A 24,480-nucleotide genomic window follows, 5' to 3' on the forward strand; every position below is an offset into this window, starting at 1 on the left:
AAGTTCAAGCGTTGCCAGTGATATTCCCTGCGCAACCGACTATATTGCCGATATTCCCCCAAGGCCGACCTCCGAGTCATTCCGATGAGAACCCAGCATCAAAGCCGCCGCGAACTGGACAAGATCGATCGCAACATCCTGCGCATCCTGCAGGAGGAGGGTCGCATCTCCTTCACCGAACTGGGCGAGCGGGTCGGCCTCTCCACCACACCGTGCACCGAGCGGGTGCGGCGACTGGAACGCGAGGGGATCATCATGGGCTACAACGCCCGCCTCAACCCGCAGTACCTCAAGGCCAGCCTGCTGGTGTTCGTCGAGATCAGCCTGGACTACAAGTCCGGCGATACCTTCGAGGACTTCCGCCGCTCGGTGCTCAAGCTGCCCCACGTGCTGGAGTGCCACCTCGTGTCGGGCCACTTCGACTACCTGGTGAAAGCGCGCATCTCGGAAATGGCCTCCTACCGCAAGCTGCTGGGCGACATCCTGCTCAAGCTGCCGCACGTGCGCGAATCCAAGAGCTACATCGTCATGGAAGAGGTAAAAGAAAGCCTGACTCTGCCGATTCCGGATTGAATTCTGGCTGATCGCGGCAATCTGCCGAACTTTTACAACATTCAGGCTCTTTTTACGGCTCCAGCTCTTGGCGTGGCGGGAAGTCGGCGTTTATCCTGCGTAAAATTTTAACAACACAAAAATCAGGATATCGCACATGAACGCCCGCGTTCACCAGCCGGTGCACACCGACCAGCACGCCCCTTCCTACTACGCCGCGAGCGCCAACCGACGCATCGAAGTGCCGCCCCTGGCCGGCGAGGAAAAGGCCGACGTGTGCATCATCGGCGGTGGCTTCTCCGGGCTGAACACCGCCATCGAGCTGGCCGAGCGCGGTCTCTCGGTGGTGCTGCTGGAGGCCCACCAGATCGGCTGGGGCGCCAGCGGGCGTAATGGCGGGCAACTGATCCGCGGTGTCGGCCACGGCGTCGAGCAGTTCGAACCGGTAATTGGCGCCGACGGCGTGCGCCAACTCAAGCTGATGGGCCTGGAAGCGGTAGAAATCGTCCGCCGCCGCGTCGAGCAATACGGCATCGACTGCGACCTGACCTGGGGCTACTGCGACCTCGCCAACAAGCCTTCCGACGTCGAAGGCTTCCAGGAAGACTTCGATGAACTGAAGGGCCTCGGCTACCGCCACGAACTGCGCATGGTCCCGAAAGAGGAAATGCGCTCCATCGTCGGCTCCGACCTCTACGTCGGCGGCATGGTAGACATGGGCTCAGGCCATCTGCACCCCCTCAACCTCGCCCTGGGCGAGGCCGCCGTGGCGCAGAGCCTGGGCGTGCGCCTGTTCGAGAACTCCAAGGTGATCACGATCGACTACGGCCGCGAAGTGCGCGTGCGCACCGCCGGTGGCAGCGTGCTCGCCAAGACCCTGGTGATCGCCTGCAACGCCTACCAGAACGGCCTGAACCCCTACCTCGACGGCAAGGTGCTGCCCGCCGGCAGCTACGTGATCGCCACCGAGCCACTCTCCGCCGAGCAGGCCCATGCCCTGCTGCCGCAGAACATGGCGGTGTGCGACCAGCGTGTGGCGCTGGACTACTACCGCCTCTCGGCCGACAACCGCCTGCTGTTCGGCGGCGCCTGCCACTATTCGGGCCGCGACCCGGCGGACATCGCGGCCTACATGCGGCCGAAGATGCTCAAGGTGTTCCCGCACCTGGCCAACGTGCGCATCGACTACCAGTGGGGCGGCATGATCGGCATCGGCGCCAACCGCCTGCCGCAGATCGGCCGCCTGCCCGACCAGCCCAACGTGTACTTCGCCCAGGCCTATGCCGGCCACGGGGTGAACGCCACGCACCTGGCCGGCCGGCTACTCGCCGAAGCCATCGCCGGCCAGCACAGCAACGGTTTCGAGCTGTTCGCCAAGGTTCCACACATCACCTTCCCCGGCGGCAAGCTGCTGCGTTCGCCGCTGCTGGCACTGGGCATGGCCTGGTATCGCTTCAAGGAAGCGCTCTCCAGCTGACCACCTGCAGCGAGCAACGGCTAGAATCTCCGGCAGTCCGCCCCGGGCGGCCTGTCGGAGACCCTTTCTTGCTTTCACGCCTGTTGCTGCTGGCCTTGCTGCTCCTTGGTGGTTGCGCCAGCGCGCCGCCGCCCACCCCGTCGCACACCCTCCCCGCGCAAGGGACCGCGCTGGACAGCGCAGTGCGCGAGCGCGCCGCCGCGCATCCGGGTGAGTCGGGATTCCACCTGCTGGCCTCCAGCATCGACGCCTTCCTCGCCCGCGCCGAGCTGATCCGCAAGGCCCAGCGCAGCCTCGACATCCAGTACTACATCGTCCACGACGGCCTCACCACCCGCGCGCTGATCCGCGAGCTGCTGCACGCCGCCGACCGGGGCGTGCGCGTGCGCGTGCTGATCGACGACACCAGCAGCGACGGCTGGGACTACGAGCTGGGCACCCTCGCCGCCCACCCGAACATCCAGATCCGCCTGTTCAACCCGCTGCACCTGGGCCGCAGCACCGGTATCACCCGTAACATGGGGCGCCTGCTCAATCTCTCCGAGCAGCACCGGCGCATGCACAACAAGCTGTGGCTGGCGGACGACAGCGTGGCCATCGTCGGCGGCCGCAACCTGGGGGATGAGTACTTCGACGCCAAGGCCGAGATGAACTTCAGCGACCTCGACCTGCTCGGTGTCGGGCCGATCGCTCAGTCGCTCGGGCTGAGCTTCGACCAGTACTGGAACAGCGCCCTGAGCCGGCCCATCGATGACTACCTGTGGGACCGGCCGGACAAGGTCGAGCTGGACCGCATGAGGCGCCGGCTCGACCGCTACCTGGAGCGCGCACGGGTCAAGCGTTCGGGCTATATCGCGCGGCTCAACCGCAACAGCAACCGGCCACACCTGGACAACTGGCTGGACGACCTGGTGTGGGCGCCGTCCCGCGCCATCTGGGACGACCCGCTGAAGGTGCTCAACCAGAACGAGCCCAGGCCCGGCCAGATGCTGAGCACCCAGCTCGAACCGCTGTTCGACGGGGTGTCCCACGAGCTGATCCTGGTCTCGGCGTACTTCGTGCCCACCCGCGCCGGTCTCGACTACCTGACCCGCCGCGCCGACCAGGGCGTCAGCGTGCGCCTGCTGACCAACTCGCTGGAAGCTACCGACGTACCCGCCGTGCATGCCGGTTATGCGCCGTATCGCATGGCCCTGCTGGAACACGGGGTGAAGCTCTACGAGCTGCGCGCCCAACCGGACCGGCGCATCGATGGCGCGCCCTGGATGGTGCGCGGCTCCAGCAGCGCCAGCCTGCACAGCAAGGCGGCGGTTTTCGATCGCCGGCAGGTGTTCGTCGGCTCGCTGAATTTCGACCCGCGCTCGGTACTGTGGAACACCGAGGTCGGGGTCATCGTCGACAGTCCGGAGCTGGCCGAACAGGTGCGTAGCCTGGCGCTGGCCGGCATGTCGCCGAACGTCAGCTACCAGGTGAAGATCGACCGCAACAGCAGTCCGCCCCGCCTGGTCTGGGTCAACGAGCGCGACGGCGAGCGCCATACCCGGCACCACGAGCCGGGCAGCCTGTGGCGCCGCTTCAATGCCTGGATCGCCGGCGCCATCGGGCTGGAGAAGATGCTCTAGGAGCGCTCCTGCTGCAGCTCGGCGTCGGTCGCCTGCATCACCGGCGGCAGGCCGCGGAAGGACACCAGCACGACGAAACCCGCCGCCCCCAGCGCCATCACCATCGGCAGCGCATGACCGCTGATCCACTGGCTGGCGGCGCCCGTGGCCAGCGGGCCGATCAGGCAGCCGATGCCCCAGAGCTGGGCGATGTGGGCATTGGCGCGCACCAGGGCGTCGTCCCGGTAGCGCTCGCCGATGAGGATCAGCGACAGGGTGAACAGACCGCCCGCACTGGCGCCGAACAATACCAGCACCGGCCAGATCGCCGGGCTGTGCAGCAGCAGCGGAATGCCCAGGCTGCTGGCCAGCAGCACCGTGCCGCAGCCCTTGAACAGCGTCTGCCGGGAGATGCGGTCGGCCAGCCAGCCAATCGGCAATTGCAACAGCGCATCGCCGACCACCACCGTGCTGACCATCGCCAGCGCCACCGCCTGGGTGAAGCCCTGTTGCACGCCGTAGACCGGCAGCAGAGTGAGGATCATCGCCTCGAAGCCGGCGAACAGCACCACCGCCCAGGCGATCGCCGGCAGCTTGGCGCAGAAGCCGAACAGCCCGCGCCCGGAGGCACTGTGCGGGTCGACCTTGGGCGCGCCGCCACGACCCAGCAACAGCAGGGAACCGCCGACCAGCAGGCACACGGCGAACCAGAAGCCGCGGTCGTCGTCGGTACCGATGAAGGTCAGCAGCACCGGACCGGACAGCTGGCTCAGCGCATAGCCAGTGCCATACAGGGCGACCAGGCGACCGCGCCATTTCTCGACGGCCAGCTGATTGATCCAGCTCTCGCCGAGGATGAACACCACGGTCAGTTGCACACCGATCAGCAGGCGCAGGACCAGCCAGATCGGATAGCTCTGCAGCAGCGCCAGCAGGCCGACCGAGAAGGCACCCGAAATCAGGCACAGCTGCATCAGCCGCGGCGTACCGAAACGCGCCGCGAGCCGGCCGGCGAGCATGGCGCCGAGCAGCACACCGGCGGCGGGCGTCGCCGCCATCACGCCGATGGCGAAGCTGCCGTAGCCCCATCCATCGAGGCGCAGCGATACCAGTGGCATGGTCAATCCGAGGGCCAGGCCGATGCTGATGACCGACAGGCAGACCGCAGAATAAGCACCCCAACGCATTGTCTTTCTCCTGTTCCATCCGGAGCGCACTCCGGGCTAGTGAAGATGCCCGATGCGCAATGCAAAACGGCCGGGCTTCCCAAAGGAAACCCGGCCGCAGGTTTGGCTCTTGTCAGAGCGGCCCGAGCGGGGCCGACCTAAAAACATTTGAATCGCGAAGTTCGCCACGGAGGGCGCGAGCTAGAGCCAGGCAAGACGAGAGCGAATTTTGGTGCGGAGTTTACTTCTGTAAATGAGCAGCCAAAATTCGTTCTCAACGCAGCATGGCCGACGCGCAGCCCCTACGAACCGTCCTTAGAGTTTGATCCAGGTGGCCTTGAGTTCAGTGTACTTGTCGAACGCGTGCAGCGACTTGTCGCGGCCGTTGCCGGACTGCTTGAAGCCACCGAACGGAGCGGTCATGTCGCCACCGTCGTACTGGTTCACCCACACGCTGCCGGCGCGCAGCGCCTTGGCGGTCAGGTGCGCCTTGGACAGGTCGCTGGTCCATACCGCAGCGGCCAGGCCGTACGGAGTGTCGTTGGCGATGCGTACGGCTTCCTCGGCATCGGTGAACTCGATGACCGACAGCACCGGGCCGAAGATCTCTTCACGGGCGATGCGCATGGCGTTGGTCACGCCGTCGAAGATGGTCGGCTCGACGTAGGTGCCGCCGGTCTCTTCCAGGGTGCGCTTGCCGCCGGCCACCAGCTTGGCGCCGTCGTCGTGGCCCGCCTGGATGTAGCTCAGCACGTTGTTCATCTGGGTGGTGTCGACCAGCGCACCGACGTTGGTTTCCGGGTCCAGCGGGTTGCCCGGCTTCCAGGCCTTGATGGCTTCGACGACCATCGGCACGAACTCGGCCTTGATCGACTTTTCCACCAGCAGGCGGGAGCCGGCGGTGCAGACTTCGCCCTGGTTGAAGGCGATGGCGCTGGCGGCGGCTTCGGCGGCGGCCTTCAGGTCCGGCGCGTCAGCGAAGACGATGTTCGGGCTCTTGCCGCCGGCTTCCAGCCAGACACGCTTCATGTTCGATTCGCCGGCGTAGACCATCAGCTGCTTGGCGATCTTGGTCGAACCGGTGAACACCAGGGTGTCGACGTCCATGTGCAGGGCCAGGGCCTTGCCCACGGTGTGGCCGAAGCCCGGCAGGACGTTGAACACGCCTTTCGGGATACCGGCCTCGATGGCCAACTGGGCGATGCGGATGCCGGTCAGCGGGGACTTCTCGGAGGGCTTGAGGATCACCGAGTTACCGGTGGACAGCGCCGGGCCGAGTTTCCAGCAGGTCATCAGCAGGGGGAAGTTCCACGGCACGATGGCGGCAACCACGCCCACCGGCTCGCGGGTCACCAGACCCAGTTCGTTGTGGGCGGTGGCGGCGACTTCGTCGTAGATCTTGTCGATCGCTTCACCGCTCCAGCGCAGGCTGTTGGCGGCGCTGTTCACGTCGATGCTCAGCGAGTCGCTGATCGGCTTGCCCATGTCCAGGGTTTCCAGCAGGGCGAGTTCTTCGGCGTTCGCAAGCAGCAGCTCGGAGAAGCGGATCATCACCTTCTTGCGCTGGGCCGGCGCCATGCGCGACCACACGCCGGAGTCGAAGGCGGCACGGGCAACCTGCACGGCACGTTCGGCATCGGCGAGGTCACAGCTGGCGACCTTGGTCAGGAAGCGGCCGTCTACCGGGCTGATGCAATCGAAGGTGTCGCCGGAGACGGCGGCGACGTATTCACCGTTGACGAAGGCGCGGCCTTCGATCTTCAGATCCTTGGCGCGAGCTTCCCAATCGGCGCGAGTGAGGGTACCCATGACAACGTGTCCTCTTATTAATGTACTTATCTAAGGTCCAGGCGCCCGATGCGGGCGCGCTGTCAAATATTCCGCAAGGCGGAGCAAACGCATGCTGTCCGCCACCCTAAACCGGAGGGCGGCAATTTTCAATATTTTTTACACTAGACGGCAAAACAGCCTTGTCACGTTCGTTTTATTAAACATAGACTCCCCTCTGATCGGTGCTGGAAGGTCTTTCATAGTCGGCACCGAACGGAATATCCAACGGCGCCCACCGTGCAGGCGCCCCGCTCGCCAACAACACACAAGAATCGAGACCGTCATGAAAGTCGATCAGATCGTCGATTTCGCCCAGGCCACCACCGCCCCGGAACACTACCGCCCCGCTCCCGAGCGCATCATCAAGGGCGATCCGGCGCAGAACGTGCGCAACCACTACGCCAGCCCCTGCGGCCAGTTCAACGTCGGCATCTGGGAAGGTGAGCCGGGCCACTGGAACGTCAGCTACACCGAGCACGAATACTGCGAGATCCTCCAGGGCGTGTCGGTGATCCGCGACGCCGACGGCGGCGCCAAGACCGTGCGCGTGGGCGACCGCTTCGTCATTCCGGCCGGCTTCAGCGGCACCTGGGAAGTGCTGGAGCCCTGCCGCAAGGTCTACGTGATCTTCGAGCAGAAGGCCTGATCGGCCAGATGTGAAAAAGCCCGCCAATCGGCGGGCTTTTTTGTGCCCGCCGCCCGGATGGGCAAACTGCGGGCAAGAAAAAACCCGCCACGAGGGGCGGGTTTCTTCACAAGGGCGAAGATCAATTACTTGATCTTGGCTTCCTTGTAGATCACGTGCTTGCGAACAACCGGATCGTATTTCTTGATCTCGATTTTCTCAGGCTTGGTACGCTTGTTCTTGTCGGTGGTGTAGAAGTGGCCGGTACCGGCGCTGGACACCAGACGGATCAGTTCGCGCATGACGGTGCTCCTTAGAATTTTTCGCCGCGGGCGCGCAGGTCGTTCAGAACGGCCTCGATGCCACGCTTGTCGATGATACGCATGCCTTTGGCGGAAACGCGCAGACGCACGAAGCGCTTCTCGGACTCAACCCAGAAACGGTGGTGCTGCAGGTTCGGCAGGAAACGGCGGCGGGTTTTGTTGTGTGCGTGGGAAATGTTGTTCCCGGTAACCGGACCCTTACCGGTCACTTGGCAAACTCTCGACATGGCTCAGCCCTCTGTAAACCACATGCCAAACCCGGCATGGGTTGGCTGCTTAACTCAATTGGATTCTCAGTTTCACCGGGGTCTTAACTGCCACATCGCCGCGATCGGGTCGCAAGATCAGAGCAGGGCCCCAGAAAAGAGCGCAGCTTTATATCAGAAAGACACTTCGCGCTGCAAGGGCGAGCACCACTCCGGGAAGCGGACGCCAGCCCCCGTGGGGCATGGCACTGCTGCCGTTCGTCGCCTGTCATCGTTGTGACGGGCGGCGGCTTGGTCTAGGGTAGCTCCTTCGAGGCTGCCATCAGCCTTGCATGACCCGCCCAGCCTCGCGGATGGGCATCTTGCCAGCTCACACGGAGTCCGTCATGCGTCTCGCCCTGCTTGCCCTGCTGATTGCCCCGGCCTTTGCCAGCGCCGCCTCGCTGAGCGTCTGCACCGAAGCCAGCCCCGAAGGTTTCGATGTGGTCCAGTACAACTCGCTGACCACCACCAACGCCTCGGCCGACGTGCTGATGAACCGCCTGGTGGACTTCGACGCCCGCCGCGGCGAACTGGTCCCGAGCCTGGCCGAGCGCTGGACGGTCTCCGCCGATGGCCTGACCTATGACTTCCAGCTGCGCGACGCGGTGACGTTCCATCACACCGACTACTTCAAGCCCAGCCGCGCGCTGGATGCCGACGACGTGGTGTTCAGCTTCCAGCGCATGCTCGACCCCACGCAGCCCTGGCACAAGGTGGCGCAAAGCGGCTTCCCCCACGCCCAGTCGATGCAACTGCCAAGCCTGGTGAAAGCGGTGGAGAAGGTCGACGCCCACCACGTGCGCTTCACCCTGAACCACCCGGATGCCACCTTCCTGCCGATGCTGAGCATGGGGTTCGCCTCTATTTATTCCGCCGAGTACGCCGACCAGTTGATGAAGGCCGGCACGCCGGAGAAGCTCAACGCCCAGCCGATCGGCACCGGCCCCTTCGTCTTCAAGCGCTTCCAGAAGGACGCCGTGGTGCGTTACGCCGCCAACGCCGAATACTTCGGCGGCAAGCCGGCGGTGGATAACCTGGTGTTCGCCATCACCCCGGACGCCGCCGTGCGCATCCAGAAACTCAAGCAGGGCGAATGCCAGATCGCCCTGTCGCCCAAGCCGGTGGACGTCGAGGCGGCCGCCAAGACCGCTGACCTGAAGGTGGTGCAGACCCCGGCCTTCATGACCGCCTTCGTCGGCATCAACAGCCAGCATGCGCCGCTGGATAACTCCAAGGTCCGCCAGGCGATCAACCTCGCCTTCGACAAGCGCAGCTACCTGCAGGCAGTCTTCGCCGGCAGCGCCACCCCCGCCGACGGCGTCTACCCGCCGAACACCTGGAGCTACGCCAAGGACATCCCCGGCTACCCGTACGCTCCGGACCAGGCCCGTGCCCTGCTGGCCGAGGCCGGGCTGAAGGACGGCTTCAAGACCACGATCTGGACCCGCCCCTCTGGCAGCCTGCTCAACCCCAACCCCAGCACCGGTGCGCAACTGCTGCAGTCGGACCTGGCGAAGGTCGGCATCCAGGCGGAAATCCGCGTGATCGAATGGGGCGAGCTGATCCGCCGCGCCAAGGCCGGCGAGCATGACCTGCTGTTCATGGGCTGGGCCGGTGACAATGGCGACCCGGACAACTTCCTCACCCCGCAATTCTCCTGCGCCAGCGTCAAGTCCGGGCTCAATTTCGCCCGTTACTGCGACGAGAAGCTCGACGGCCTGATCAGCCAGGGCAAGACGCTGGCCGACCAGGCCAAGCGCAGCGAGCTGTATCACCAGGCGCAGCAGATCATCCACGACCAGGCGCTGTGGCTGCCGCTGGCCCACCCGACGGCCTCGGCGATCATCCGCAAGGACGTGAAGGGTTATGCGGTGAGCCCGTTCGGCCGCCAGGACTACTCCAGGATCACCTTCTGACCACTTGAGTCGAGTACGGCGGGCTACAGCCAACCGTACTCGGCCATCGACAGCGGCTCACCATCGCCGACGATGAAGTGATCGAGCACGCGCACGTCGATCAGCGCCAGCGCATCGATGATGCGCCGGGTCAGCAGGCGGTCGGACTGGCTCGGCTCGCAGATGCCCGAAGGATGGTTGTGGGTGAGGATCAGCGCAGCCGCATTGTGCGCCAACGCGCGCTTCACGATCTGCCGCGGATAGACGCTGGCGCTGTCGATGGAGCCATGGAACAGCACCTCGAAACTCAGCACCCGGTGCCGGTTGTCCATGAACAGGCAGGCGAACACCTCATGGGGCTCGTGGCGTAACCGCGCCTTGAGGAAATCGCGTACCGCCTGCGGGCTTTCCAGCGCCGACTCTCGGCTCAGCTGCTCGGCGAGGTGGCGCCGGGCGATTTCCAGCACGGCCTGCAACTGCACGAACTTGGCGACGCCCAGGCCCAAGTGGCTGCAGAACGACTCAAGATCGGCCTCCAGCAGCGCGCGCAGGCTGCCGAACTCACCCAGCAGCCGCCGCGCCAGGTCGACGGCGCTGCACCCGGCCACGCCGGTACGCAGGAAGATGGCCAACAGCTCGGCGTCGCTCAGGCTCGCCGCCCCTCGTTCGAGGAGTTTCTCCCGCGGGCGCTCCGCCGCGGGCCAATCACGAATGCTCACTAGACCTCCCAGTCACGCCAGCCCGCTGTTCCCATGCGGGCGCTGTGATATCTTACCCCCCTCGCTTCGCGCAGCCGGGGGCCTGGGGAGGCGTCGCCGGCTTCAGCGCGCGTCATCCATTTCCGTAAATCAAGGCTGACCTATGCAGCGGCTCTATCGTAAACGCATCGTCCTGGGCGTCGGCGGCGGCATCGCTGCCTACAAGAGCGCCGAACTGGTTCGCCGCCTGCGCGATCAGGGCGCCGAGGTGCGTGTCGTGATGACCCAGGGCGGCCGCGAGTTCATCACCCCGCTCACCCTCCAGGCGCTGTCCGGCCATCCGGTGCACCTGGACCTGCTCGACCCCGCAGCAGAAGCGGCCATGGGCCATATCGAGCTGGCCCGCTGGGCCGACCTGGTGCTGATCGCCCCGGCCACCGCCGACCTGATGGCGCGCCTGGCCCAGGGCATCGCCAACGACCTGCTGACCACCCTGGTGCTCGCCACCGACGCGCAGATCGCCCTCGCCCCGGCCATGAACCAGGCCATGTGGCGCGACCCAGCCACCCAGGTGAATGCCGAACTGCTGCGCTCGCGCGGTCTGCACTTCTTCGGCCCCGCCGCCGGCAGCCAGGCCTGCGGCGATGTCGGCCCCGGCCGCATGCTGGAAGCCGAAGAGCTGGCGCAACGCGCCGCCGACTGCTTCGAATTCAAGGACCTGACCGGCCAGCACGTACTGATCACCGCAGGCCCCACCCAGGAAAACATCGACCCGGTGCGCTACATCACCAACCACAGCTCCGGAAAGATGGGCTTCGCCCTGGCCGAAGCCGCGGCCGAAGCCGGTGCCCGCGTGACCCTGGTGACCGGTCCGGTGCACCTGCCCACGCCCGACCGGGTCAACCGCGTCGACGTGGTCAGCGCCCGCGACATGCTCGCCGCCTGCGAGGCCGCGATGCCGGCGGACATCCTGATCGCCGCCGCCGCCGTGGCCGACTACCGCCCGGAAGTGGTCGCGTCGCAGAAGCTCAAGAAAGACCCCACCAAAGGCGACGGCCTGCTGTTGCAGCTGGTACGCAACCCGGACATCCTCGCCACCCTCGCGCAGCGCAGCGACCGCCCGTTCAGCGTCGGCTTCGCCGCCGAGACCGAGAACCTGCTCGAGTACGCCTCGCGCAAGCTCAAGGACAAGAATCTCGACCTGATTGTGGCCAACGACGTGGCGAATCCGTCGATCGGCTTCAACAGTGAAGAGAACGCCATCACGGTCATCGACCGCGGGCTGCACGAAACTGCGTTCGCCCAGACCAGCAAGGGCAAGATCGCCCGCCAGCTGATCGCCTTCATCGCTGACCGCACCAAACGACACTGAGAACTCAATGCACTCTCTGCAAGCCAAGATCCTCGACCCCCGCCTGGGCAACGAATTCCCGTTGCCGCAGTACGCCACCCCGGGTTCCGCCGGCCTCGACCTGCGCGCCATGCTCAAGGAAGACCTGGTCCTCGAACCGGGCCAGACCGTGCTGATCCCCACCGGCCTGTCGATCTACATCGCCGATCCGGGCCTGGCCGCGATGATCCTGCCGCGCTCGGGCCTGGGCCATAAGCACGGCATCGTGCTGGGTAACCTGGTCGGACTGATCGATTCGGACTACCAGGGCGAGCTGATGGTCTCCTGCTGGAACCGCGGCCAGAGCGCCTTCAACATCGCCGTGGGCGAGCGCATCGCGCAACTGGTGCTGGTGCCGGTGGTGCAGGCGCACTTCGAGCTGGTCGAAACCTTCGACGAAACCCAGCGCGGCGCCGGCGGTTTCGGACATTCGGGCAGCCACTGATCGCTCACTTCAGGATGAATCGCCGAGGAGACGTTGCATGAAACTTTTCCAACGCACCGCCAAGGACGCAGGTGACCTGCCGGAGATCGTACCGGCAGGCAAGGCCAGCAAGCGCGCGCCCGCCGCCGCAAAGGTCGATCTGAAGCCCCTGGTGCCCGCGATAGGCGCCGCCGCTGCCGGTGTCGCCGCCGCTGGCGCCCTGCTCTGGTTCAGCCTGTTCGGCAGTGCCGAGCAGGTTCATCGCCAGCAACTGGCCAGCGCCTGGTCGGAAAACCAGGCCGGCGCCCTGCGCCAATCGCTGAATCAGCTGGCCGCCGACAGTCGCACCATCGCCGGCAACCCGGAGCTGCTGCCGACGCTGCAGAGCAATGACCCCACCCGCATCGCCGCGCTGGAAAAAGCCCTCGCACAATGGCGTCTGGACGGCCTGGTGGACGTCCACCTGAACGCCAACGGCCAGGCCGCGCAGGACAGCCAGCGCCCCGGCCCGCTCAACTACGCGGTGCTGGACATGCTGCACCGCGTCGAAACTGGCCAGGTGGTCGCCCCGGAGGCCTACAAGGTCGGTCAGCGCTGGCTCCTCTACAGCGCCACCGCACTGCGCGCCGCGGACAACTCGATCCAGGGCAGCCTGCTGCTGGTGTTCGATCTGCAACGCCTGCTCAATGGCCTGCCATCGATGCCCGCCGATGTCGGCCAACTGCAACTGGCCCAGCAATTCGGCAATTCGCCGGCGCAAGTGCTGCTGCAGTCCGGCCAGGCCGCCGACGCTCCAGCGCAACCGCTCAGTAGCGGCAATCCGAACTGGAAGCTCAGCTTCACCGCAGGCCCGGCCCTGGTCGCACCGCTCTACTCCCCCGTCCTGCTCGGTCTCGCCGCCCTGCTCGCCCTGGCCGGCTCGCTGCTCGGCGCCTATCTCGCGCAGAGCGGCCTGCAGCGCCGTGTGAACAAGGACGCCCAGACCCTCGGCCAGTTCGCTCAGGAACTCGCCGGCCAACGCACTGCCAAAGTTCCTGAGCTGAGCCTGCCAAGTCTGCAGGCCGTAGCTCAGGCGCTGGCCCGCCAACCACGTCGCAAAGCCGAAACCCCCGGTGCCAGCAGCGCCGACGCTCCCGCCCAACCGGCCCCCGTGGCCACCCCGGCGCGCGCCCCGGCTGCTGCCACCGAGACGCCATTGGTCGACCCGCAATTCCAGAGCACCGACATTCTGGATATCGACATACTTGATGAAGACCAGGACCTCCTGGGATTGGAGCAAACCACCGCTATGAGCACGCCTAAAGCCCCGCAACTGCCCGCCAGTATCTTCCGCGCCTACGACATCCGTGGCGTGGTCGGCGATACCCTGACCGCCGAGACCGCCTACTGGGTGGGTCGAGCCATCGGCTCCGAGAGCCTGGCGCGCGGCGAACCGAACGTCAGCGTCGGCCGCGATGGCCGCCTGTCCGGTCCCGAGCTGGTGCAGCAACTGATCCAGGGCCTGCTCGATTGCGGCTGCAACGTCACCGACATCGGCATGGTACCGACCCCGGTGCTTTACTACGCGGCCAACGTCCTGGAAGGCAAGTCGGGCGTGATGCTCACCGGCAGCCACAACCCGCCGAACTACAACGGCTTCAAGATCGTCGTCGCTGGCGAAACCCTGGCCAACGAGCAGATCCAGGCCCTGCGCGAGCGCATCGAGAACAACGACCTGGCCACCGGCGTGGGCAGCGTTCAGCAGCTCGACATCCTGCCGCGCTACTTCCAGCAGATTCGCGATGACATCGCCGTGGCCAAGCCGCTGAAAGTGGTGGTGGACTGCGGCAACGGCGTGGCCGGCGTGATCGCCCCGCAGCTGATCGAAGCCCTGGGCTGCACCGTGATCCCGCTGTACTGCGACGTCGACGGCACCTTCCCCAACCACCACCCGGACCCGGGCAAGCCCGAAAACCTGGAAGACCTGATCGCCAAGGTCAAGGAAACCGGCGCCGACATCGGCCTGGCCTTCGACGGCGACGGCGACCGTGTGGGCGTGGTGACCAACGAAGGCACCATCATCTACCCGGACCGCCTGCTGATGCTGTTCGCCAAGGACGTGGTCTCGCGCAACCCGGGCGCCGACATCATCTTCGACGTGAAATGCACCCGTCGCCTGATCTCGCTGATCAGCGGCTACGGCGGCCGTCCGGTGATGTGGAAGACCGGTCACTCGCTGATCAAGAAGAAGATGAAGGAAACCGGCGCCCTGCTCGCCGGCGAGATGAGCGGCCACATCTTCTTCAAGGAGCGCTGGTTCGGCTTCGACGACGGCATCTACAGCGCCGCGCGCCTGCTGGAAATCATCAGCCAGGACAAGCGTGACGCCGAGCGCGTGTTCTCCGCCTTCCCGCTGGACATCTCCACCCCGGAAATCAACATCACCGTCACCGACGAGGGCAAGTTCGCCCTGATCGAGGCGCTGCAGGCCCGCGGCCAGTGGGGCGAAGCCAACCTCACCACCCTCGACGGCGTGCGCGTGGATTACCCCAAAGGCTGGGGCCTGGTACGCGCTTCCAACACCACGCCGGTGCTGGTGCTGCGCTTCGAGGCGGACACCCAGGACGAACTGGAACGCATCAAGGACGTGTTCCGCACCCAGCTGAAAGCGGTCGACCCCGCCCTCAGCCTGCCCTTTTGACCTATTTGCCGGAGCCCACCATGACCCAGAGCCGCGATGACGCCGCCCAGGTTGCCCGCGTCCTTGCCGAAGCCCTGCCCTATATCCGCCGGTTCGTCGGCAAGACGCTGGTGATCAAGTACGGCGGCAACGCCATGGAAACGGACGAGCTGAAGAACAGCTTCGCCCGCGACGTGGTGCTGATGAAAGCCGTCGGCATCAACCCGGTGGTGGTTCATGGTGGCGGGCCGCAGATCGGTGACCTGCTCAGCCGCCTGTCGATCGAGAGCCACTTCATCGATGGCATGCGCGTCACCGACGCGCAGACCATGGACGTGGTGGAGATGGTCCTCGGCGGCCAGGTGAACAAGGACATCGTCAACCTGATCAACCGTCATGGCGGCAGCGCCATCGGCCTGACCGGCAAGGACGCCGAGCTGATCCGCGCGAAGAAGCTCACCGTCACCCGCCAGACGCCGGAAATGACCACGCCGGAAATCATCGACATCGGCCACGTGGGCGAAGTCACCGGGGTCAACGTCGACCTGCTGAACATGCTGGTGCAGGGCGACTTCATCCCGGTCATCGCGCCGATCGGCGTCGGCGCCAACGGCGAGTCCTACAACATCAACGCTGACCTGGTGGCCGGCAAGGTGGCCGAGGCGCTGAAGGCCGAGAAGCTGATGCTGCTCACCAACATCGCCGGTCTGATGGACAAGCAGGGCCAGGTGCTCACCGGCCTGACCACCGAGCAGGTCAACGCGCTGATCGCCGACGGCACCATCTACGGCGGCATGCTGCCGAAGATCCGCTGTGCCCTGGAAGCGGTGCAGGGCGGCGTGACCAGCGCGCACATCATCGATGGCCGCGTGCCCAACGCCGTGCTGCTGGAGATTTTCACCGACAGCGGCGTCGGCACCCTGATCACCAACCGCAAGCACCACTGATCAAGACACCCGCCAGGAGCGATCCTCGCGGGTGTTTTTCTGCCTGTTCGAGGCCTCATCAGACGCCATGAATACCCAGCCTCGAACAGGTCTTCAGGAGTTTGTCTGACATGGCCGCGTCTCCCGTTTCACGCAACGATTTCAGCTTCTTCCACGGCCTGCGCGTGCGCTGGTCGGAGGTCGACCCGCAAGGGATCGTCTTCAACGGCAACTACCTGACCTACGCCGACGTCGCCACCACCGAGTACTACCGCCACCTGGGCGTGAGCTACCCGGCCGACCTGCTGCGCGGCGGCGGCGATCTGTTCGCGGTGAAAACCACCCTGGAATACCTGGCGCCGGCGCACTTCGACGACTGGCTGGAGCTGGGTGTGCGAGTGAGCCGCCTGGGCCGCAGCAGCCTGACTTTCCAGCTAGGAATCTGGTGCGACGAGCAGCTGCTGACGCTGGGTGAACTGATCTACGCCTATGCCGGCGAGGACCGCACCAGCCAGCCCTTGCCGGACTGGTTGCGCGGGAAGATCAACGAATTCGAACGGTGTACGCCGCAGCAGTGAGCCGCAAGGCTCAGTGGGAAGCGCCGAGCAATTGCGCCACCCGCGCGCGGTCGGCGGCAAAGCTGGCGATAGCCTGTTCGCGCAGTTGCTGATAGCGGTTGATGTCCTGCTCCAGGCGCTTTTCCTCATCGCGCAGGTCGGACAACTGGGCCTCCAGCTCGGCCGGCACCTGGCGGCCGGCACGCTCCTGGTCGGCGGCCCGCGCCTGCAGGGTGGCATGCTGCGACTTGAGCGCCTGCAGGTTGCCCTTGGACACGCTGGACAAGGCGTCCAGCTCCGTCAGTTTGCGGTCACGGGCGAGATCCACATCCTTCACGCTGGTGTACAGACGCAGCAGCTGCGCGTCGGAATTGGCGCGCGCGGCATCGGCCTTGCGCTGCTGGATCTCGGCGGGCGTCGGCGCCGGCGGTACCACACGGATCACGCGGCCCTGATCGTTGAGCACCTCGTAGCCCTTGCCAATGTATTCCGACGGCACGCCCTGGCGGTCGATGACAATCCCGCCCTTGTCGTCGACGTAGCGATACAGCTCGACCGAAGAGCCCTTGGGCTCCACGGCCAGCGCCTGGGTCGCAAGCATGGCTCCCAGAAGTCCGATCAATACCCTCAAAGCACCCTGCTCGGCCATGCCCGACACCTTGTTCCGGTTAGATACCGTACTGCGCGCGATACGCCTCGACAGCAGCCAGGTGCTGTTTCAGCTGTGCATCACCTGCAAGATATTCCAGCACTTGCTCCAGCGACACAATGCTGACGACCGGGATGGAGAAGTCGCGCTCGACCTCCTGGATCGCCGACAGCTCGCCCTTGCCGCGTTCCTGGCGGTTCAGCGCGATCAGTACGCCGGCCGCCTGGGCGCCCTGTGCGTCGATGATCTGCATGACCTCGCGGATGGCGGTGCCAGCGGTGATCACGTCATCGATGATCAGCGCGCGGCCGGTCAGCGGAGCGCCGACCAGGGTGCCGCCCTCGCCGTGATCCTTGGCTTCCTTGCGGTTGAAGCACCAGGGCAGGTCGCGGCCGTGCTGTTCGGCCAGGGCGATGGCGGTTGCGGCCGCCAGCGGGATGCCTTTATAGGCCGGACCGAACAGCACATCGAAGGAGATGCCGCTGTCGACCACCGCGCTGGCGTAGAAACGCCCCAGCTGGGCCAGCGCCACGCCCGTGTTGAACAGGCCGGCGTTGAAGAAATAGGGACTGGTGCGCCCGGATTTGAGGGTGAATTCGCCGAAGCGCAGTACGCCGCGCTCGATGGCGAAGCGGATGAAATCGCGTTGATATGCCTGCATAGGAGAGAACCGGCCGGTATGAATTTAGCTAAACCGTTTGAGCTCGGGTATCATACACACACGTGATTTTGGGGGCCATTTATGCGGATCATCAGTGTGAACGTGAATGGTATTCAGGCTGCAGCCGAGCGTGGATTGCTCAGTTGGCTGCAAGCCCAGAATGCCGACGTGATCTGCTTGCAGGATACCCGCGCCTCCGCTTTCGATCTGGATGACCCGTCCTATCAACTGGACGGCTACTTCCTGTACGCCTGCGATGCCGAAGTGCCCAGTCAGGGTGGCGTCGCAATCTATAGCCGTCTGCAACCCAAGGCCGTCATAAGCGGGCTGGGTTTCGAGATGGCCGATCGTTACGGGCGCTACCTGCAAGCCGATTTCGATAAGGTGAGTATTGCCACTCTCCTGCTGCCTACCGGGCAGGAAGGGGACGAGAACCTGAACCACAAGTTCAAGTTCATGGACGATTTCGCCCAGTACCTGAACAAGCAGCGCCGCAAGCGCCGCGAATACATCTACTGCGGCTCGCTGTACGTCGCGCACCAGAAGCTGGACGTGAAGAACTGGCGCGAATGCCAGCAGATGCCCGGCTTCATGGCGCCGGAGCGTGGCTGGATGGATGAAGTGTTCGGCACCATGGGCTATGTCGATGCCCTGCGCGAGGTCAATCGCGAAGGCGACCAGTACAGCTGGTGGCCGGACAGCGAGCAGGCCGAGATGCTCAACCTGGGCTGGCGCTTCGACTACCAGGTGCTGACCCCGGGCCTGCGCCGCTTCGTGCGCAGCGCCAAGCTGCCGCGCCAGCCGCGCTTCTCCCAGCATGCGCCGCTGATCGTGGACTACGACTGGGCGCTCAGCATCTGACGCCCATTTCGTACGCTGCATCCGATGCAGCCAGAAAAAAGCCGGCTCCGAGCCGGCTTTTTCATGTCCGCGGGGCGGTTACTTGATCGGACGCCAGGTGAAGGGGTAGCGGTACTCGACCCCTTCATTGGCCTTGATCCCGGCAATGATGGTCAGGACCAGCGCACCGACGCTGACCAGGCCCAGCAGGAAGAAGCCGACCACCACCAGCATCAGCAGGCAACTGACCACGATCGCCAGGCTCACGGTGATCTGGAAGTTCATTGCCTCCTTGCCCTGACGGTCCACGAACGGGTCCGACTCACGCTTGATCTGCCAGACGATCAGCGGCCCGATCAGGTTGCCGAAGGGAAAGACCAGGCACAGGAAGGCAGCGAAATGGCAGAACATCGCCCATTGCCGGGCTTCGCGGCCCGGTTCGCTGTGTTGTACCGGCAGTTCTTCGCTCATCCTCTCACTCCTTGCACGTGAAGATCGGGCGGGTACGCCGTTCGTCGGCTCAGTCGGCTCAGTCGGCCAGTGCGGCGCGCTGCAGTTCGAACAGTTCGCGCAGGCCCTGCTGCGCCAGTTCCAGCATGGCATTCAGCTCAGCCGGCTGGAAGGGCACGCCTTCCGCGGTACCCTGAACTTCGATGAAACCGCCGGCATCGGTCATGACCACGTTCAGGTCGGTCTCGGCGGCGGAGTCTTCCAGGTAGTCCAGGTCCAGCACCGGCTCGCCCTGGTACATGCCCACGGATACGGCGGCGACCATCTGCTTGAGCGGGTTGCCCTTGAGCGCGCCACGCTTCTTCAGCACGGCCAGCGCGTCGATCAGCGCCACGGTGGCGCCGGTGATCGAGGCAGTGCGGGTGCCGCCGTCGGCCTGGATCACATCGCAGTCGATGTACAGGGTGTTCTCGCCCAGCTTGGTCAGGTCCAGCGCGGCGCGCAGGGAGCGGCCGATCAGGCGCTGGATTTCCAGGGTGCGGCCACCCTGCTTGCCACGCGAGGCTTCGCGCTGGTTACGCTCGCCAGTGGAGCGCGGCAGCATGCCGTATTCGGCGGTCAGCCAACCCTGGCCCTGGCCCTTGAGGAAGCGCGGCACACCGGATTCGGCGCTGACGGTGCAGATCACCTTGGTATCGCCGAACTCGACCAGCACGGAGCCCTCGGCGTGCTTGGTGTAATGGCGGGTGATACGGATCGGGCGCAGTTGGTCGGCGGCGCGGCCACTGGGACGGTTCATGGAGGCATCCTGTACAGAGTTGCTGGCGGGGGAATGACCGCCATTATAGAGGCCAGCGGACGGACGCAACCACCGCCGGCGTGCGGCTGTGCGCCACGCTGGGGTACAATTACCGGTTTCCGACGACCTGTCGGCCCATTTTCTTCGGACTGCAAGCGTCAGATTTCCAGTCACGAACAGCCAGAGAGGTAGCCCCATGGTGCACAGCATGACCGCCTTCGCCCGCGTAGAGCGAGCCGGGACCCATGGGACGCTCAGTTGGGAGCTGCGCTCGGTCAACCACCGCTACCTCGAACCCAACCTGCGCCTGCCCGAGGCCTTCCGCGACCTCGAAGGCACGGTGCGTGAAGCCCTGCGCCAGGGCCTGTCGCGCGGCAAGGTCGAATGCACGCTGCGCTTCATCGAGGAAAACGCCAGCAAGACGCTGCAGGTGGACCGCGAGCGTGCCGCGCAACTGGTCGCCGCCGCCGAGACCGTGGCCGGCCTGATCCAGCAACCCGCCCCGCTCGATCCGCTGGCCGTGCTGGCCTGGCCGGGCGTGCTGGTGGCCGACGTCGCCGATCCGCAGGCGCTCAACGCCGCCGCCATGGCCGCGTTCAACCAGGCCCTCGACGACCTCAAGGCCGGCCGCGCCCGCGAAGGCGCCGAACTGGCGAAGATCATCGACGAGCGTCTGGCCGCGATGCTGGAAGAGGTGACCAACCTGCGCCAGCTGGTACCGGAAATGCTGGCCAACCAGCGCCAGAAGATCCTCGACCGCTTCACCGAGATGAAGGCCGAACTCGACCCGCAGCGTCTGGAACAGGAAATGGTCCTGCTGGCGCAGAAGAGCGATGTCGCCGAAGAACTCGACCGCCTGACCACCCACGTCACCGAGGTACGCCGCGTGCTCAAGGCCGGCGGCGCCGCCGGCCGTCGCCTGGACTTCCTGATGCAGGAACTCAACCGCGAGGCCAACACTCTGGGGTCGAAGGCCTTCGACCCGCGCTCCACCCAGGCCGCCGTCAACCTCAAGGTTCTGATCGAGCAGATGCGCGAGCAGGTCCAGAATATCGAGTAAACCGGGCACTTCCCGGCTACCACCGTCAACCGCAACTCCAGGAAAGCGCCATGTCCGGCACTCTGTACATCGTTTCCGCCCCGTCCGGCGCCGGCAAGACCAGCCTGGTCAAGGCGCTGCTCGACGCCATGCCCGCCGTGCGCGTCTCCGTCTCCCACACCACCCGTGGCATGCGTCCGGGCGAAGTGGACGGCGTGAACTACCACTTCGTCGGTCGCGACACCTTCACCGCAATGCTCGAACGGGACGAGTTCCTGGAACACGCGGAAGTCTTCGGCAACCTGTACGGCACCTCGCAGCGCTGGGTGGAAAAGACCCTGAAGGAAGGTTTCGACCTGATCCTCGAGATCGACTGGCAGGGCGCGCAGCAGGTGCGCCGGCTGATGCCCCAGGCGCAATCGATCTTCATCCTGCCGCCGAGCCAGGAAGCCCTGCGCCAGCGCCTGACCAACCGTGGCCAGGACAGCGAGGACGTAATCGAGCGACGCATGCAGGAAGCTGTCAGCGAGATGAGCCACTACGTCGAGTACGATCACCTGGTGATCAACGACGATTTCGCCCATGCGCTGGAAGACCTCAAGGCGATCTTCCGCGCTCGCCAGCTGCGCCAGGACGCCCAGCAGCAGCGGCACACCGAACTGCTGCAACGATTGCTGGCCTGAACGGGAAGCGCGAAGGCTCTTCCATAAAGATTGGCGATTTTTTAGACTATTCAGTCCGCCCGGTATTTCCGGGCATCCATTTTCGTAACGAGGAACACCATGGCCCGCGTCACCGTTGAAGACTGCCTGGACAACGTCGATAACCGTTTCGAGCTGGTCATGCTCGCCACCAAGCGCGCTCGCCAGCTGGCCACCGGCGGCAAGGAGCCGAAGGTAGCCTGGGAAAACGACAAGCCCACCGTCGTCGCTCTGCGCGAAATCGCCTCGGGCCTCGTGGATGCTGAGATCGTTCAGCAGGAGGACGTGGTTGAAGAAGAGCCGCTGTTCGCTGCATTCGAAGACGAGGCCAACAACGAGGCCCTGTAAGTCGATGTCGGGCCGACGAAAAGGCGCGCCGCGACGTGCTGCTCGGCAGGGGGTGATCCCATGCCGGGCATAGATGCATTCGCCGACCGACTGTCGAGTTACCTAGGCCCGGACCAGGTCAACCTGGTCCGCCGCGCCTACTACTACGCCGAGCAGGCCCATGACGGGCAGCGCCGCCGCAGCGGCGAGGCCTACGTCACCCACCCGCTCGCCGTCGCCAACATCCTTGCCGACATGCACATGGACCATCAGAGCCTGATGGCGGCCATGCTGCACGACGTGATCGAGGACACCGGCATCGCCAAGGAAGCGCTCACCGCGCAGTTCGGCGAAACCGTCTCGGAACTGGTGGACGGGGTCAGCAAGCTGACCCAGATGAACTTCGAGTCCAAGGCCGAGGCGCAGGCCGAGAACTTCCAGAAGATGGCCATGGCCATGGCGCGCGACATCCGCGTGATCCTGGTCAAGCTGGCCGACCGCCTGCACAACATGCGCACCCTGGAAGTGCTGTCGGGCGAGAAGCGCCGCCGCATCGCCAAGGAAACCCTGGAAATCTACGCCCCCATCGCCAACCGGCTGGGCATGCACAGCATGCGCGTGGAATTCGAGGACCTGGGCTTCAAGGCCATGCACCCGATGCGCTCCGAGCGCATCCGCCAGGCGGTGAAGAAGGCCCGTGGCAACCGCCGCGAGATCGTCGGCAAGATCCAGGAATCGCTGGTCAACTGCCTCGCCCGCGAAGGCATGGAAGGTCAGGTCCTGGGCCGCGAGAAGCACCTGTTCAGCATCTACAAGAAGATGCGCGGCAAGCGCAAGGCGTTCAACGAGATCATGGACGTCTACGCCTTCCGCATCATCGTCGACAAGGTCGACACCTGCTACCGCGTGCTCGGCGCCGTGCACAACCTGTACAAGCCGTTCCCCGGTCGCTTCAAGGATTACATCGCGATTCCCAAGGCCAACGGCTACCAGTCGTTGCACACCACGCTGTTCGGCATGCACGGCGTACCCATCGAAATCCAGATCCGCACCCGTGAGATGGAAGAGATGGCCAACCACGGGATCGCCGCGCACTGGCTGTACAAGTCCAGCGAGGACGAGTCGCCCAAGGGCACCCATGCCCGCGCCCGACAGTGGGTGAAGGGCATCCTCGAATTGCAGCAGCGCGCCGGCAACTCGCTGGAATTCATCGAGAACGTGAAGATCGACCTGTTCCCGGACGAGGTCTACGTCTTCACGCCCAAGGGCCGCATCATGGAGCTGCCCAAGGGCTCCACGGCCGTCGACTTCGCCTACGCGGTGCACACCGACGTCGGTAACAGCTGCATCGCCTGCCGCATCAACCGTCGTCTGGCGCCGCTGTCCGAACCGCTGCAAAGCGGCGCGACAGTGGAGATCGTCACCGCGCCGGGCACCCGGCCGAACCCGGCCTGGCTCAACTTCGTGGTCACCGGCAAGGCACGTACGCACATCCGCCACGCGCTCAAACTGCAGCGCCGCTCCGAGTCGATCAACCTTGGCGAGCGCCTGCTGAACAAGACCCTGGCCGGCTTCGAGAGCCACCTGGAGAAGATTCCCCAGGAGCGCATCCAGGGCGTGCTCGCCGAATACCGCATGGAAGTCTTCGAGGACCTGCTCGAAGAGATCGGCCTGGGCAACCGCATGGCCTACGTGGTCGCGCGCCGCCTGCTGTCCAGCGAAGGCGAGGCCGCCGCACCGAGCAGCGAAGGGCCGCTGGCGATCCGCGGTACCGAGGGCCTGGTGCTCAGCTACGCCAAGTGCTGTACGCCGATCCCGGGCGACCCGATCGTCGGCCACCTTTCCGCCGGCAAGGGCATGGTGGTGCACCTGGAGAGCTGCAAGAACATCAGCGAGATTCGCCACAACCCGGAAAAATGCATTCAGCTCAGCTGGGCCAAGGATGTCACCGGCGAATTCAACGTCGAACTGCGCGTCGAACTGGAGCACCAGCGCGGCCTGATCGCCCTGCTCGCCACCAGCGTCAACGCCGCCGACGGCAATATCGAAAAGATCAGCATGGACGAACGCGATGGCCGCATCAGCGTGGTCCAGCTGGTCGTCAGCGTGCACGACCGCGTGCACCTGGCCCGCGTCATCAAGAAGCTGCGCGCGCTCAAGGGCGTGATCCGCATCACCCGCATGCGCAGCTGATCCCACCCTAAGGAGTCGACATGACCAAGACCGTTATCCACACCGACAAAGCCCCGGCCGCCATTGGCACCTACTCCCAGGCGATCAAGGCTGGCAACACCGTGTATGTCTCCGGTCAGATCCCGCTGAACCCGCAGACCATGGAACTGGTCGAGGGCTTCGAAGAGCAGACCGTCCAGGTCTTCGAGAACCTCAAGGCCGTGATCGAAGCGTCCGGCGGCTACCTGCACGACGTGGCCAAGCTGAACATCTTCCTCACCGACCTGTCGCACTTCGCCAAGGTCAACGAGATCATGGGCAAGTACTTCACCCAGCCCTACCCGGCCCGCGCTGCCATCGGCGTTGCCGCCCTGCCGAAGGGCGCCCAGGTCGAGATGGACGCCATCGTCGTCCTGGAATAAGCGGTACGTAATTCCCACGGGGCCCTAGCGGCCCCGTTCTCTTGTCTGC

General features: G+C 65.1%; 25 protein-coding genes. 16 read left to right on the plus strand and 9 right to left on the minus strand.

Annotated elements, in window-relative coordinates; all coding sequences use genetic code 11:
- Positions 1 to 84: 84 nt before the first annotated feature.
- The 3 genes from dadR to SD196_RS26470 all read left to right on the plus strand — a co-directional run bounded on the left by dadR (position 85) and on the right by SD196_RS26470 (position 3,651).
- The gene (dadR, locus tag SD196_RS26460) at positions 85 to 573 is read left to right on the plus strand and encodes a transcriptional regulator DadR (protein ID WP_015479539.1); all 489 of its coding nucleotides are present in this window, start codon (positions 85 to 87) and stop codon (positions 571 to 573) included.
- Between the two features lie 136 nt (positions 574 to 709).
- Entirely contained in the window at positions 710 to 2,029 is a 1,320-nt protein-coding gene (locus SD196_RS26465; RefSeq protein ID WP_416310865.1) for an NAD(P)/FAD-dependent oxidoreductase, read from the plus strand.
- A gap of 68 nt (positions 2,030 to 2,097) precedes the next feature.
- Positions 2,098 to 3,651, plus strand: a complete 1,554-nt coding sequence (locus SD196_RS26470; RefSeq protein WP_275609259.1) for a phospholipase D family protein — start codon at positions 2,098 to 2,100, stop codon at positions 3,649 to 3,651.
- On the opposite strand, the gene SD196_RS26475 is transcribed toward SD196_RS26470, so the two are convergent.
- Positions 3,648 to 4,817 (minus strand): MFS transporter, encoded by a 1,170-nt coding sequence (locus SD196_RS26475; RefSeq protein WP_331319568.1) that lies wholly within the window; start codon positions 4,815 to 4,817, stop codon positions 3,648 to 3,650. The genes SD196_RS26470 and SD196_RS26475 overlap by 4 nt on opposite strands.
- 294 nt (positions 4,818 to 5,111) lie before the next feature.
- Positions 5,112 to 6,605, minus strand: a complete 1,494-nt coding sequence (locus SD196_RS26480) for an aldehyde dehydrogenase (RefSeq protein WP_370600299.1) — start codon at positions 6,603 to 6,605, stop codon at positions 5,112 to 5,114.
- A 304-nt stretch (positions 6,606 to 6,909) separates the two neighbouring features.
- Between SD196_RS26480 and SD196_RS26485 the strand changes: the two genes are divergently transcribed.
- On the plus strand, positions 6,910 to 7,272 hold the full coding sequence (locus tag SD196_RS26485; RefSeq protein ID WP_152227320.1) for a cupin domain-containing protein: 363 nt from the start codon (positions 6,910 to 6,912) through the stop codon (positions 7,270 to 7,272).
- Positions 7,273 to 7,397: 125 nt separating this feature from the next.
- On the opposite strand, the gene rpmG is transcribed toward SD196_RS26485, so the two are convergent.
- Entirely contained in the window at positions 7,398 to 7,553 is a 156-nt protein-coding gene (gene rpmG / locus SD196_RS26490; protein ID WP_017520721.1) for a 50S ribosomal protein L33, read from the minus strand.
- An 11-nt stretch (positions 7,554 to 7,564) separates the two neighbouring features.
- A complete protein-coding gene (gene rpmB / locus SD196_RS26495) occupies positions 7,565 to 7,801 on the minus strand; it encodes a 50S ribosomal protein L28 (protein WP_009614118.1) in 237 nt (78 codons plus the stop codon).
- A 365-nt stretch (positions 7,802 to 8,166) separates the two neighbouring features.
- Between rpmB and SD196_RS26500 the strand changes: the two genes are divergently transcribed.
- The gene (locus SD196_RS26500; RefSeq protein WP_275609262.1) at positions 8,167 to 9,738 is read left to right on the plus strand and encodes an ABC transporter substrate-binding protein; all 1,572 of its coding nucleotides are present in this window, start codon (positions 8,167 to 8,169) and stop codon (positions 9,736 to 9,738) included.
- A gap of 23 nt (positions 9,739 to 9,761) precedes the next feature.
- On the opposite strand, the gene radC is transcribed toward SD196_RS26500, so the two are convergent.
- Positions 9,762 to 10,436 (minus strand): RadC family protein, encoded by a 675-nt coding sequence (gene radC, locus SD196_RS26505; protein ID WP_343578117.1) that lies wholly within the window; start codon positions 10,434 to 10,436, stop codon positions 9,762 to 9,764.
- 142 nt (positions 10,437 to 10,578) lie between these two features.
- On the opposite strand from radC, the gene coaBC reads away from it, so the two are divergent.
- The 5 genes from coaBC (at position 10,579) to SD196_RS26530 (ending at position 16,392) form a co-directional block, all read left to right on the plus strand.
- Positions 10,579 to 11,787, plus strand: coding sequence for a bifunctional phosphopantothenoylcysteine decarboxylase/phosphopantothenate--cysteine ligase CoaBC (gene coaBC, locus SD196_RS26510; protein WP_275609264.1), 1,209 nt, complete (start codon positions 10,579 to 10,581; stop codon positions 11,785 to 11,787).
- A 7-nt stretch (positions 11,788 to 11,794) separates the two neighbouring features.
- The gene (gene dut, locus SD196_RS26515; RefSeq protein ID WP_331319564.1) at positions 11,795 to 12,250 is read left to right on the plus strand and encodes a dUTP diphosphatase; all 456 of its coding nucleotides are present in this window, start codon (positions 11,795 to 11,797) and stop codon (positions 12,248 to 12,250) included.
- Positions 12,251 to 12,287: 37 nt separating this feature from the next.
- Positions 12,288 to 14,909, plus strand: coding sequence for a phosphomannomutase/phosphoglucomutase (locus SD196_RS26520; RefSeq protein WP_331319563.1), 2,622 nt, complete (start codon positions 12,288 to 12,290; stop codon positions 14,907 to 14,909).
- Positions 14,910 to 14,929: 20 nt separating this feature from the next.
- On the plus strand, positions 14,930 to 15,835 hold the full coding sequence (argB, locus tag SD196_RS26525) for an acetylglutamate kinase (RefSeq protein ID WP_275609267.1): 906 nt from the start codon (positions 14,930 to 14,932) through the stop codon (positions 15,833 to 15,835).
- A 110-nt stretch (positions 15,836 to 15,945) separates the two neighbouring features.
- A complete protein-coding gene (locus SD196_RS26530; RefSeq protein WP_275609268.1) occupies positions 15,946 to 16,392 on the plus strand; it encodes an acyl-CoA thioesterase in 447 nt (148 codons plus the stop codon).
- Between the two features lie 10 nt (positions 16,393 to 16,402).
- On the opposite strand, the gene SD196_RS26535 is transcribed toward SD196_RS26530, so the two are convergent.
- Both SD196_RS26535 and pyrE read right to left on the minus strand, forming a co-directional pair.
- Positions 16,403 to 16,972 (minus strand): DUF4124 domain-containing protein, encoded by a 570-nt coding sequence (locus SD196_RS26535; protein WP_275609269.1) that lies wholly within the window; start codon positions 16,970 to 16,972, stop codon positions 16,403 to 16,405.
- Positions 16,973 to 17,039: 67 nt separating this feature from the next.
- Positions 17,040 to 17,681 carry an orotate phosphoribosyltransferase gene (gene pyrE, locus SD196_RS26540; protein ID WP_275609270.1) on the minus strand — a complete coding sequence of 214 codons (642 nt, stop codon included), beginning with the start codon at positions 17,679 to 17,681 and terminating at the stop codon, positions 17,040 to 17,042.
- Between the two features lie 81 nt (positions 17,682 to 17,762).
- Between pyrE and SD196_RS26545 the strand changes: the two genes are divergently transcribed.
- Entirely contained in the window at positions 17,763 to 18,542 is a 780-nt protein-coding gene (locus tag SD196_RS26545) for an exodeoxyribonuclease III (protein ID WP_275609271.1), read from the plus strand.
- A gap of 78 nt (positions 18,543 to 18,620) precedes the next feature.
- On the opposite strand, the gene SD196_RS26550 is transcribed toward SD196_RS26545, so the two are convergent.
- Together SD196_RS26550 and rph are read right to left on the minus strand one after the other, a co-directional pair.
- Positions 18,621 to 18,992, minus strand: coding sequence for a DUF4870 domain-containing protein (locus SD196_RS26550; protein ID WP_275609272.1), 372 nt, complete (start codon positions 18,990 to 18,992; stop codon positions 18,621 to 18,623).
- A 58-nt stretch (positions 18,993 to 19,050) separates the two neighbouring features.
- Positions 19,051 to 19,770, minus strand: coding sequence for a ribonuclease PH (gene rph / locus SD196_RS26555; protein WP_275609273.1), 720 nt, complete (start codon positions 19,768 to 19,770; stop codon positions 19,051 to 19,053).
- 196 nt (positions 19,771 to 19,966) lie between these two features.
- On the opposite strand from rph, the gene SD196_RS26560 reads away from it, so the two are divergent.
- The 5 genes from SD196_RS26560 to SD196_RS26580 all read left to right on the plus strand — a co-directional run bounded on the left by SD196_RS26560 (position 19,967) and on the right by SD196_RS26580 (position 24,431).
- Positions 19,967 to 20,830, plus strand: a complete 864-nt coding sequence (locus SD196_RS26560; RefSeq protein ID WP_275609274.1) for a YicC/YloC family endoribonuclease — start codon at positions 19,967 to 19,969, stop codon at positions 20,828 to 20,830.
- Positions 20,831 to 20,880: 50 nt separating this feature from the next.
- A complete protein-coding gene (gmk, locus tag SD196_RS26565) occupies positions 20,881 to 21,492 on the plus strand; it encodes a guanylate kinase (protein ID WP_275609275.1) in 612 nt (203 codons plus the stop codon).
- Positions 21,493 to 21,591: 99 nt separating this feature from the next.
- Positions 21,592 to 21,858 (plus strand): DNA-directed RNA polymerase subunit omega, encoded by a 267-nt coding sequence (gene rpoZ, locus SD196_RS26570; RefSeq protein WP_043256481.1) that lies wholly within the window; start codon positions 21,592 to 21,594, stop codon positions 21,856 to 21,858.
- Positions 21,859 to 21,918: 60 nt separating this feature from the next.
- Positions 21,919 to 24,030 (plus strand): bifunctional GTP diphosphokinase/guanosine-3',5'-bis pyrophosphate 3'-pyrophosphohydrolase, encoded by a 2,112-nt coding sequence (gene spoT / locus SD196_RS26575; RefSeq protein ID WP_275609276.1) that lies wholly within the window; start codon positions 21,919 to 21,921, stop codon positions 24,028 to 24,030.
- A 20-nt stretch (positions 24,031 to 24,050) separates the two neighbouring features.
- Positions 24,051 to 24,431, plus strand: coding sequence for a RidA family protein (locus tag SD196_RS26580; protein WP_152227352.1), 381 nt, complete (start codon positions 24,051 to 24,053; stop codon positions 24,429 to 24,431).
- Positions 24,432 to 24,480 lie beyond the last annotated feature (49 nt).

It is taken from the genome of Pseudomonas macauensis, assembly GCF_047902425.1.
Classification (GTDB): Bacteria; Pseudomonadota; Gammaproteobacteria; order Pseudomonadales; family Pseudomonadaceae; genus Pseudomonas.